The 11421-nt window shown below is 60.3% G+C and carries 8 protein-coding genes; 6 read left to right on the top strand and 2 right to left on the bottom strand.

Annotated elements, in window-relative coordinates:
• The first annotated feature begins 109 nt into the window (after positions 1-109).
• From OZX71_RS08445 to OZX71_RS08435, 3 genes are all read left to right on the top strand, one after another.
• Positions 110-1411, top strand: a complete 1302-nt coding sequence (locus tag OZX71_RS08445) for an adenylosuccinate synthase (RefSeq protein ID WP_277146021.1) — start codon at positions 110-112, stop codon at positions 1409-1411.
• A gap of 209 nt (positions 1412-1620) precedes the next feature.
• Entirely contained in the window at positions 1621-3150 is a 1530-nt protein-coding gene (locus OZX71_RS08440) for a ClC family H(+)/Cl(-) exchange transporter (protein WP_277160004.1), read from the top strand.
• Between the two features lie 137 nt (positions 3151-3287).
• Positions 3288-4961: a hypothetical protein gene (locus tag OZX71_RS08435; protein WP_277160003.1), complete on the top strand. Its 1674-nt coding sequence runs from the start codon at positions 3288-3290 to the stop codon at positions 4959-4961.
• A gap of 205 nt (positions 4962-5166) precedes the next feature.
• On the opposite strand, the gene OZX71_RS08430 is transcribed toward OZX71_RS08435, so the two are convergent.
• Entirely contained in the window at positions 5167-6678 is a 1512-nt protein-coding gene (locus OZX71_RS08430; protein ID WP_277160002.1) for a DASS family sodium-coupled anion symporter, read from the bottom strand.
• Positions 6679-6783: 105 nt separating this feature from the next.
• Positions 6784-7149, bottom strand: coding sequence for a PaaI family thioesterase (locus OZX71_RS08425; protein ID WP_277160001.1), 366 nt, complete (start codon positions 7147-7149; stop codon positions 6784-6786).
• Between the two features lie 199 nt (positions 7150-7348).
• On the opposite strand from OZX71_RS08425, the gene menB reads away from it, so the two are divergent.
• The 3 genes from menB (at position 7349) to OZX71_RS08410 (ending at position 10828) form a co-directional block, all read left to right on the top strand.
• Positions 7349-8173 (top strand): 1,4-dihydroxy-2-naphthoyl-CoA synthase, encoded by an 825-nt coding sequence (gene menB, locus OZX71_RS08420; protein ID WP_277160000.1) that lies wholly within the window; start codon positions 7349-7351, stop codon positions 8171-8173.
• A gap of 184 nt (positions 8174-8357) precedes the next feature.
• Complete coding sequence (locus tag OZX71_RS08415) at positions 8358-10433, top strand: AMP-binding protein (protein ID WP_277159999.1); 2076 nt, start codon at positions 8358-8360, stop codon at positions 10431-10433.
• 44 nt (positions 10434-10477) lie between these two features.
• Positions 10478-10828, top strand: a complete 351-nt coding sequence (locus OZX71_RS08410; RefSeq protein WP_277159998.1) for a hypothetical protein — start codon at positions 10478-10480, stop codon at positions 10826-10828.
• Positions 10829-11421 lie beyond the last annotated feature (593 nt).

The raw sequence follows: 11421 nt of genomic DNA, 5'->3' as shown, positions 1-11421 counted from the left end.
ATGGCTCAATAACGCAAAATTCACAATTTGATTAGGGGACAGCGGCTGCTGGTATAGGCGTGACGGTAGGCTGGTAACGGCGAAATAACGCGAATCTCGGGAGGTTAGTATGCCTGGAATTGTTCTGATTGGTGCTCAATGGGGAGATGAAGGCAAAGGCAAGGCGACCGACCTCATCGGCACGAAAGTCGACTATGTCGCGCGTTTCAACGGCGGCAACAACGCGGGCCACACCGTCGTCGTCGGCGACGAGACCTATGCGCTGCACCTGCTGCCCAGCGGTGTGGTGAACCCACACGTCACGCCGGTCATCGGCAACGGCGTCGTGGTTGACCCAGAGGTGCTCTTCGAGGAGATCGACGGCCTTGAAGCCCGCGGCGTGGACTGCTCCAAGCTGCGCGTCAGCGAATCCGCGCAGGTCATCGCGCCGTATCACCGAGTCATCGACAAGGTGACCGAGCGCTTCCTCGGCAAGCACAAGATCGGTACCACCGGCCGCGGCATCGGCCCGGCCTACGCCGACAAGATCAACCGTGTGGGTATCCGCGTGCACGACCTCTTCGACGCCGACCGTCTGCGCGACAAGGTGGAGGCGAGCCTGCACCAGAAGAACCAGATGCTCGTCAAGCTTTACAACCGCCGTCCGATTGACGTCGACGAGACCACCGACGAGCTGCTGAAGCTCGGCGAACGCCTGAAGCCCTACGCCACCAACACCTCGCTGCTGCTGAACAAGGCGATTGCCGACGGCAAGACCGTGCTCTTCGAGGGCGGGCAGGCCACGATGCTCGACGTTGACCACGGCACGTATCCGTTTGTCACCTCTTCCAACCCGACCGCCGGCGGCGCCTGCACCGGCACGGGCGTCGGCCCCACCAAGATCGACCGCGTCATCGGCGTGGCCAAGGCGTACGTCACCCGCGTGGGCGAGGGCCCGTTCCCCACGGAGCTGCTGGACGATTCCGGCGAATGGCTGCGCGCGCAGGGCCATGAGTTCGGCGTGACCACCGGCCGTCCGCGTCGTTGCGGCTGGTTCGATGCCGTCGTCACCCGCTACGCCACGCAGGTCAACGGCCTGACCGACATTGTGCTCACCAAGCTCGACGTGCTCACCGGCCTCAACGAGATTCCGATCTGCGTCGCCTACGATGTCGACAACGGCGATGGCACCCATACTCGTTACGACGATATGCCTATCGACCAGGAGGCGTTCGCCAACGCCAAGCCCGTCTACGAGACCATGCCCGGTTGGACTGAGGACATCTCGAAGGTGCACAAGTTCGAGGACCTGCCGGCCAACACCCAGGCCTACGTCAAGCGCCTCGAGGAGATTTCCAACTGCCGCATCTCCGCTATCGGCACCGGTCCACAGCGCGACCACATCATCGAGGTGCGCTCGCTCGTCGACTGAGGCAGTGACGCTGACGAAAAAAGTGCATTTTAGGATTGCTAAAGTGCACTTTTTACGTTGTGGTGTGCGAAAAGTGCGTTTTGGGCATGCTAATTCGCACTTTTTACGTTGTGGTGTGCGAAAAGTGCGTTTTGGGTTTGCTAATTCGCACTTTTTGCACTGAGACTGGAATGAGTGGCTCTGTTTGCTCGGGAGAGGATTGGCAACAAATGGCAACGGTGGGCATATCGCGGCGCAGCCAGTGGATTGTGGCGGCGCGCGCGGTGGTCTGCGGCCTGATTGCCGGGGTGCTCGTCACCTGCTACCGCCAGGGCATCGAATGGGGCACGCAGTTCGCGCGCTGGATGTACCCGCAAATCCGCAGTAATCCGTGGTTTATCGCGCCGTGGGCGCTCGCGGCCGTGCTCGTCGGTCTCTTCGTCGCCTGGCTGGTCCGGCTCGAGCCGATGGCGTCCGGCAGCGGCATCCCACAGGTCGAGGGCGTGGTGCGGCTGGGGCTGAAAATGCGAGCGGGCATCGTACTGATTGTCCGGTTCGCCGGCGGTCTGCTCTGCGGCATGTTCGGCCTCTCGCTCGGCCGCGAAGGCCCCTCGATTCAGATCGGTGCCGCCGCGAGCCAAGGCACGACGCAAATAATGAGAAGGTTCTGGTATAAAGGCGGAGCCGTCGCGGATTCAGCTGATGCAGACGGTTTGGATTCCGTGAATATGGACGTGCGCAATAAAACGAGCGTCAATAATAGTGGTATTCATGTCGATAGTGCCGGTCGTCAACCATCCGATAGCGATTTTTCGCTGAAACCCCGCCGTCGCGCAAACGGCCATGACGGCGCGGGCGGCTCCAAAACCGCTGAAACGAACATTCTCATCACCGCCGGTGCCGCCGCCGGCCTTTCCTCAGCGTTCAACGCCCCGCTTTCCGGCATGATGTTCGCGCTGGAAGAGGTCCATCACAACTTCTCGCCGGCCATCCTGCTTTCGGCCGCGGCCGCCTCGCTTTCCGCCGATTTCGTCTCGAAATACTGGTTCGGCCTGAAGCCGGTGCTCGACTTCGCGCGCCTGACGCAGCTGAGCCTGCCGCAGTATTGGTGGATGCTGCCGCTCGGCCTTGTTGCCGGCCTCGTCGGCGTAGCGATGAACAAGCTGCTGCTCGGCTTCCAGACGCTATATAACAAACTGCCGTGGTGGTCGCGTCCGATGATTTCGCTGGCCGTCGCGTTGCCGGTCGGCATCTTCCTGCCGCAGGTTCTGGGCGGCGGCGAAAGCCTGATCGGCTTCGCCGAGCGTGCGACCGACGGCATCGCGTTCCTAGCAATTCTGTTGGCCGTCAAAATGCTCTTCACCTCCACCAGCTTCGGTAGCGGTGTGCCCGGCGGAATCTTCATGCCGATTCTCGCGGTCGGCACGCTCACCGGTTCCATTTGCGGCGTCGCGCTTCACGCCATCGAAATCAACGGCAGTCCGCTGGTGCCCGCCAGCGTCATCCCGCTGTTCGCCGTCTGCGCGATGGCCGGTGCGCTCACGGCGTCCGTCAAGGCGCCGATGACCTCGATCCTGCTGACCGTCGAGATGAGCGGTACCCTAATGCACATGCTCCCGGTCGCCGCGTGCAGCTTCATCGCCCTGCTGGTCTCAGACCTGGCCGGCACCAAACCGATCTACGACGCCCTCCTCGGCCGCTATATAGCCGGCCATACGGAGCAACTGCCCAAAAACGTCATTTCGACGATTCTAGACTGAACGCGGCTACTTGAGTCTGTCATATTATTATTTAGTCATTTATCAAATATTTGTATGAATATATCGGCAGACAGGTGTAATCTGTATCACGTAATCTATCCCAATCCAGTGAGTCTGGATGAGAAGAAGGGAACAATATGGCAAAGAAGAGATATGCCATTGTCGCATCGTTCGCGGCGGCGTGCATGATGATGGCCGGTATCGGCGTCGGCTCGGCAAGCGCGGCTGAGACGCCGACGGCCAAGGATGCACCTGCTGCCACGCAGCAGACGCAGTCCGTCAGCAAAGACGCGGCGCAGAGCAGCGATGCCAAAGTCGATGCGAACGCGACGACTGCCGATTCGTCCAATAAGAGCGATGCCACGGCGCAGGCCAAGCCGCAAACGCAGGCTCAGCCCAAGGCTCAGGCCCAGTCCGAGCAGAAGCCGTCCGCACAGCCCCAGCCGGCCGTGCAGCCGCGCGAGACCCCGTCCAGCAGCAGCGATGGCGTGGGTGTCAGCGGCATCAAGATCACCGATGTGAAGGTCACCGACGTCGGTGCCCACACCGCGAACCTCAGCTTTGATTATCAGATTACGTGGCCTAATGGCCATCCCGCCAATCATCCGATTGACGGCGAGACCGATCGTATCGCTCCGATCATTTCCTTCACCAACGTCACCAGCATGACCGCGCGTTCGGCCAAGGGCGGGTGCACGCAATACAAGGATCCGACGACGCATCAGACCACTACGAACTGCCGTGCTTTCAGCGGATACAATCCGGGCAAACTGGATATCGATCACAATGATGCGCACATTGACGATAATATGACCGCTCAGACGTATGCGCAGGACTACGGTTCGCACTATGTGGGCGACTATTCCAACGCTGACTCGGTTTTCGACGGACAGGGGCAGCAGTTCACCCGTTACGGTTTCTCCAATGCCGATTACAAGTTCGGCTATCCTTACGACGCCTCCAAGAAGACCGGTCATTTCGACATGTCGTTGATCGGCCTTGAGCCGGGCACTCACTATGAGAATCAGAACGTGAACGCCAACGGCCAGGACCTCACCTATGCCGATCCTTACGTCATGCTCGATGAGCACGCCAAGGAGCTCGTGGCCCAGGGCAAGAAGGATCAGACCGTCAACACCCACATCATGCAGCTGCTTGTCGGCGTCGAGTATATGGACTTCTACGATCAAGGCAACGGCGTGTCGTACACGGAAGGCGTTCCGTCCGGCAATTTCGTCCAGATTCCCGCCTTCACCACCAAGGCTGCGCCGACAGCGCCTGCGTCCGGCGACCTCAACGATGGCAACAAAGGCGATGTGTCCGCGCCGAGCAACCCCGTGGCCGGTTCGCCGTCGCGTATCTATATCCACAACCTTTCCGAGGCGTGCAAGGCCGGTGCCGACGATACCGCCGATTCCAAGCCTTCCTGCTTCTGGGCTGGTTACATCTATTCCGACCCGACCCAGCTGACCGATCCGTCCGGCGCTCCGTACCTTACCGTGAAGAGCGACGACAAGGGCTACTACGTCGAGCCGCTGCTGCCGAGCGACAAGACCGGCGTGCACAAGATCGCGTTGCTCGACGAGAACGGTGCGCTCGCTGGCTGGACGACGGTGAACATTGCCACGCCGCCCACCCCTCCGTCCGGCAGCAATCCGACTGATCCGGCCGCAGGCAAGACCGGCAACAAGGCCGATAACGGCAAGAAGCTCGCGAATACGGGTGCTTCGGTGGACTACGTTGCGCTCGCTGCCGCCGCGTCGTTGACGCTGGCCGCCGGTGTCTCGCTGGCTCGCCGCCGTCGCGCATGATTGCGTGACTGTATGAGGCGATAGCCGCCGGCCGTTGATATTGCGGTCGGCGATTGATACATACAGAATTCCCGGGAATCGATGTCCATCTGATCGGTCCCGGGAATTTTGTATGCGTTATGGCCCGATGGGTTTTACGGATGGTTGAAACCGATCCGTCACAACCCGTCGGCCGGTTTGCACTATACGGCCGTTTCTGCAATCTTTACCACAAACCGAGCAGTTTCCACCAAAGGGTGCCGACGCCGGCGTAGATGACGAGGTTGACGAGGCTGACGATGAAGCCGGTCTTCCACCATTCCTTCTGGCTGACGTAGCCGGTCGAGAAGTAGATCGACGCGGTGCCGGTGCCGTAATGGGTCGTGCCGGGGGAGACGCAGGTCAACAGGCCGAGCAGCATGGTCGCCACGATCGGCGGCACCCCAAGCGAGACCAGGATGAGCGCGAACGGAATGAAGAACGTCTGTACGTGGACGAGCACGCTGGTGAGCAGGTAGTGCACGTAAAGGTAGAGCAGCACGATGACCACGATGGCCAACCATGCCGGGATTCCCGCCACGCTTGCGGTGAGCACTTTCTTGATCCAGCCGACCACGCCGGTCTCGTTGAGGTAGTCGGTGACGCCGATGAGCGGCGCGAGCCACAGCAGGATGTTCCAGCCCTGCTTTTCGGCGAAGACGTCGTCAAGGTCGATGACGCGCAGGATGAGCAGGACGGTCAGGCCGAACAGGGCGATGAGCGTGTTGTCGAGCTTGGTGACCGACGAGGTGCCCCAGAGGATGACGACCAAAACGAACGCGGTGATCATCAGGTACTCGTTGATGGCCATTTTCGGCATCTTTTTCAGCGCGTCCTGGGCGGTTTTGTGAACGACGGAGAGGTCGGCGCTCTGGCTTTCCGGGTGATGAATGGCGAGGATGACAATCGGCACCACCACGGCCGCGAGCAGCGTGGGCACACTGGCGTAGGCGAACCATTGGAACCATGAGATCGTGATATGGAAGGTGCTGGCGGCCATACTTGCCACCAGCGGATTCGTGGCCATCGAGGTGAGGAAGAGCCCGCCGATGATGAGGTTCAGGTGGAAGGTGGCCAGCGTAAGGAACGAACTGACTGAGCGCTTGCCCGGGTCTTTCGGCTCGTCAAGCGCTTCGACCAGCGACTGGTTGATGGGGAAGAGGATGCCGGCGCCGCGCGCGTTGGTGTTGGGGATGACCGGCGCCAGAATGAGGTCGCAGATGGCCATGACGTAGGCCAGCGCCAGCGGACTGCGGCCGAAATGCGCGATGAGCCAGTAGGCCATGCGTGCGCCGAGATTGGTTTTGCGGAAGCCGATGGCCATGAAGAACGCGAAAAGCACGAGCCAGACCGGCCCGGACCCGAAGAACGAGATGAGCGTACCAGCGGGCATGGTGAAGGTCAGGCCCAACAACGACATCATCGTCAGCGACAGGATCGACAGCGGCGCGACGTTGAGGACGCACCCGGCCAGGAAGAAGAGCACGATGGCGAAGCTATGCCAGCCGGCGGTCTGCACATGCGCCGGAGCGGGCGTGAACCACATCGCCACCAGCCCTACGCAGCAGAGCAGAAATACGATAAGGGGGATTTTCTTTTTGGTCGAAGCTGAGGCCATGACGGAAACCACAATCCTTTCAGGGGAAGCCATATCCTGCGTGTAGCCGATTTCGCGCACGGCTTCGCAGGGCGAGGTCACTATCGAATAGCAACTAACACCATACGGCAATTAGCGTGTTATGGCCAGAGCTCAAAGGTAATACGTTAAAGGTTTGTAGTAAGGAGTCGGCGTCGGGAGCGCGGTTTAGCGGCGCTCGCGCACGGCCAGCGTCACCATCGAAACGCTGGTGAGCTTGCTGCCCATCCGCACCTCCACGCGCCAGGTCTGCGTGGTCCGGCCGACGAAATCCGGGGTGGCGGTGGCCGTGAGCGTACCCGAGGAAACAGGGCGGAAATGGTGGGTCGAGATGTCGACGCCGACGGGCACATGAGCCTTGTCGAGACGCGCCAAAGCGCCTAAACTCGCGGCTTCTTCGGCGAGCACGGCGTTCACCCCGCCGTGCAGCGCGCCGAACGGCTGGAGCAGGTTTTCGGTGACCGGCAGGGTCAGAATGACCTTCGAGCCGGAAATTTCCTGTTGGCGTATTCCCAGATAATTGGCAAGTGACATCAGACTGGACCTCGTTTCTGCGCGGCAAGGAAACCGTGCGTGGCGTATGAACCGTGCGTGGCTTGGTTGGGCGGAAAGCGAAACCGGCAGTCCAACGATTGACCAAAACGGAACCGAAACCGTAAGGTGAAGCGCAGCACATTCATAGCATACAGCGGCTTGGATGCGGTAGGGTGAAATGAACCATGAAGGAGAGGCAATGACAAGCGACCAAACCTTTGAGACCGTCAAGGAGTATGACGAAATACTCTTCGAACGGCTCAATCATATAGCCAAAATCACCATCAACCGGCCGGAGAAGCGCAACGCGTTCACGCCGAAGACCATCGAGGAGCTGATCGACGCCTTCACCATCTGCCGCGACGACGCGACGGTCGGTGTCATCATCTTCACCGGCGCGGGCGACCTCGCGTTCTCGTCGGGCGGCGACCAGGGCGTGCGCGGCAACGGCGGTTACGTCGGTTCCGACCACGTCGCGCGCTTGAACGTGCTCGACCTGCAGCACCTCATCCGTATCATCCCCAAGCCCGTCATCGCGATGGTGCGCGGCTGGTCCGTGGGCGGCGGCAATGTGCTGCAACTGGTCTGCGACCTGACAATTGCGGCCGACAACGCCAAATTCGGCCAGACCGGACCCAAGGTCGGCAGCTTCGACGCGGGCTACGGCTCCGGCCTGCTCGCCGACGTCATCGGCCAGAAGCGCGCGAAGGAAGTCTGGTTCCTCGGCCACTTCTACACCGCCGAGGAGGCGCTGCAGATGGGCTGGATCAACAAGGTCGTGCCGCTGGCCGACATTGAGGACGAGACCATCAAGTGGTGCCGCGAGCTGCTGACCAAGTCGCCCATGGCCCTTCGCTTCATCAAGGCCTCCATGAACGCCGCGACCGACGGGCTCGCCGGCCTGCAGCAGTTCGGCGGCGACGCGACCATGCTCTTCTACACCACCGACGAGGCCAAGGAGGGCCGCGACGCCTTCAACGAGAAGCGCACGCCGAATTTCGACCAGTTCCCGAAGTTCCCGTGATCGAGGGCGGGCTGCGGCTTGTGATTGTAGACGCTCTGCGGCCCATGTCGTGTGCAAAAAGTGCGTTTTAGCACTGCTAATTCGCACTTTTTGACCTGTCAGGTGTAAAAAGTGCGTTTTAGCGATGTCAGTTCGCACTTTTCGCACTTTGATGTGAAAAAAGTGATAGTTGCGAGGGCTGCTGATGGATAACTGGGTGCTGAAACGGGCAGAGTTGACACCGGACCGGCTGGCGGTGGATGACGGCGAGACGCGCTGCACCTTCCGGGAGGTGTTCGAACGGGCCAGGGCCCTGGGCGCGGTGCTTGATCGGTTCGGGGCGTTCAAGACGCGGAATGTCGCGCTGGTTTCCGACAACGACCTCCGTGGTTACCTGATGGCCGTCACCCTACTGCTGTATGGCAAGACGGTGGTCTGGCTCAACAAGCGTCTGACCAATGACGAGCTTGCCCGGCAAATGAGCGACGCCGAAGTCGCCTGCTGTCTTAAGGATGACAGTTTGCCTGTTGACCTGTTGAGTGACAAGGCATCTGGCGAGACCGGCGTCCGTGTGCTGAGTTTTGATCAGGTGTTCGCCGAAGCCGGCAGATTGAAGGCCGATGGCCTCCATTCCAGCTCAGTTGGTGCCGATGCAACGTTCAATTTTGAGGCTGGCGCCGGTGGCGTGGTACCCGGTGACCCTTATGGGGGCGTGGCCGAAGCCGGAATCGTGGACAATAATGGCGTGGATGTTCACGGCGCGACCGGCGTTGTTGATGTTGCCAGCGTTGTCGGGGTGGGCATCGGCGAATCTGATGTCGAAGGTTTGGATGCTGCGGCTGCGGCGATTCCGAGGGAATTCGCCGACGACCAGGTGGTCAGCGTCATGTTCACCTCCGGGTCGACAGGCGCTCCGAAAGGCATTCAGCAGACCGTGCGCAACCACTTCACCTCGGCGACGAGCGTGGCGCTCAACCTCGGTACCAGCCCGTGTGACGAGTGGCTGTGCGCCGTGCCGATTTTCCATATCAGCGGTTATTCCATCATCCTGCGCGGCCTGATTTTTGGCGTCACGGTGCGGTTGATGAATCATTTTGACGCTGGTGAGATGGAGCGGATCCTGACCGACGAGCCGGTGACATGGGTCTCGGTGGTGCCCACGATGCTCAAGCAGCTGGTGCCCGTCCATGAGCGGCGCATGTCGGTCGACGATGGCTTTAGCAGCGTGCCAGGTGCGGTGTCGGTCGCGACGCCGGATTCGACATCGGTTGGGGTGGCGGGCATGGAGTCAAGCTCGGTTGCGGAAACTATATCTGGCGGGGTGACGGACACGGTTTCCGGCTTATCGTCAGATATGATGTCGGGCGCGACGCGGAATGCCATGTCAGATACGGCATCTGCGCCGATGGCGAAAAAACAGGCAGCGGGCGCATTGAAAGAGATGGCTCCAACAAGGTTGTTGCCAGCCGATTTCGGCTATTCGCCGGCATTCAAGGGCTTCATTCTGGGCGGTGAAAAATCCGACCTCGCGCTGCTGAAGCGATGCCACAAGCTGGGCATGGTGGTCGTGCGTTCGTACGGCATGACCGAAACCTGTTCGCAAATCGTTGGCACCGGCACGGCCGACGGCGCGCGCAAGCTGCTTTCCAGCGGCAAACCGTACTTCACCACCTCGCTGAAACTGGCCGAACGGACCGATGAAATCCTCATCAAAACCGACGCGCTGACCCCGGGCTACCTCAACCGGCCGGGGGCACTGGAGGCCAAGAAGACCGCGGACGGCTGGTACAAGACCGGCGACGTCGGCCATTTCGACGCCGACGGTTACCTCTACGTCGACGGCAGGCTCGACAACATGATGATTTCCGGCGGTGAGCATGTTTTCCCCGAGGAGGTCGAGCGGGTTTACGCGGATTGCCCCGGCATAAGCGAGATTGCCGTCACCTCTGAGCCCGACGAAACGTGGGGCGAAGTGCCGGTGGCGTACGTGGTGTGCAAAAGCGGCAAACGACAGGACGGGTCTGTGCCGAAAGAAGCCGGTGCTGTCGATGCCGCCGCGGTGGAGTCGGAGTCTGCGTTTGGGGCCGAGTCCGATAAAGCCATTGCGCGTACGGTTTTACCGGCCTCCGCCGCCGAGGCCTTCCGCGAGTTCGGCCGCGCGCGTCTGGCGCATTACAAAGTTCCGAAGCGCTTCTATCGCGTCGATTCCCTGCCCAAGACAAGCACCGGCAAAGTGCGCCGCTTCCTATTGGGGAAGGGCAACGCAGCCGACGAAAGCTAACCGGCGTTGCTGCTAGTGTGGAACCAGTGAGCGAGGAGGTTTCTATGAGTGGTGAGTATGTTTTGGGGTCGACGGGTGCAGCCATCGCGGGCGTTGTCGTGCTGATAATCGTTCTGCTCGCGGTCGGCGGCGTGATTGTCTATCTGCGTCATCGCTCGATGTCGGTGAACGGCGGGGCTGACACGGCAGATACCGCTGAGCCGGCTGCGGGTGGTTCCGGTCTGGCTGCATCTCCGGAAGACGGCGGAACCGGAACCGGTGTCTCGGATTCGTCTGCCGATGCCGTTGATGCCGTCGAAACCGCTGGCGTTGCTGATAGTACTGGCACTGTTGCCGCTGATTCCGCTGCCGATGACGGCGATGACAATGCCGATAATGACGTGGCAGAAGTCTAGGCTGATAAGCGAATCCGCGTCGCGATGGCAGAGCCGCAGTGGCAGTGTCGTAATAGGCGCTTTTACGTGTGGTGACTAGATAACGTGTCCGAATAATGGACAGCCCGGTGACGGATTCGCGTTGCCGGGTCTATGGTAACTGACTAAACGGGTCACGAACCCGAAAGAACTCGGTAAATGCGAGAGGAGGACGCCATGAGGAACGGAATGATGAACGTAGCTGCACAATCGGCACGAATTATTAGCCCGTCTTCGTTGGCGGCCTGATTTTCCACATTCAGCTTGAGCCCCGCCAATGAAGGCAGGGCAAGCAAGCGAATCGTTCGGTCGAACGAATAGCGATATCAACAATATCGAAACGTATAGCTTTCTGAGCCCTGCAATCAAGCGCAGGGTTCTTTTGTTATCGCGCCCCAAAAGGTCACCGCGGTAGTGCCGCAAGAACGTATACGAACAAATACAACAAATACAACGAATACAACTCAATACTCGATAACTCAAACCAAGCAACGCTCAAAACCGGTTACGCGACCAGAATCCAGCCAGTTTTAACGGCAAAGATTCCAGATCGTCCGCCCGCGAGGCGCCGAACG

This window comes from Bifidobacterium sp. ESL0764 (assembly GCF_029395515.1).
Lineage (GTDB): Bacteria > Actinomycetota > Actinomycetes > Actinomycetales > Bifidobacteriaceae > Bifidobacterium.
This window is presented reverse-complemented; position numbering and strand designations above follow the sequence as displayed.

Coding starts and splice junctions, on each gene's coding strand:
- menB (WP_277160000.1), top strand. CDS start 7,349: ATGACAAGCGACCAAACCTTTGAGACCGTCAAGGAGTATGACGAAATA.
- OZX71_RS08415 (WP_277159999.1), top strand. CDS start 8,358: ATGGATAACTGGGTGCTGAAACGGGCAGAGTTGACACCGGACCGGCTG.
- OZX71_RS08440 (WP_277160004.1), top strand. CDS start 1,621: ATGGCAACGGTGGGCATATCGCGGCGCAGCCAGTGGATTGTGGCGGCG.
- OZX71_RS08435 (WP_277160003.1), top strand. CDS start 3,288: ATGGCAAAGAAGAGATATGCCATTGTCGCATCGTTCGCGGCGGCGTGC.
- OZX71_RS08445 (WP_277146021.1), top strand. CDS start 110: ATGCCTGGAATTGTTCTGATTGGTGCTCAATGGGGAGATGAAGGCAAA.
- OZX71_RS08410 (WP_277159998.1), top strand. CDS start 10,478: ATGAGTGGTGAGTATGTTTTGGGGTCGACGGGTGCAGCCATCGCGGGC.
- OZX71_RS08425 (WP_277160001.1), bottom strand. CDS start 7,149: ATGTCACTTGCCAATTATCTGGGAATACGCCAACAGGAAATTTCCGGC.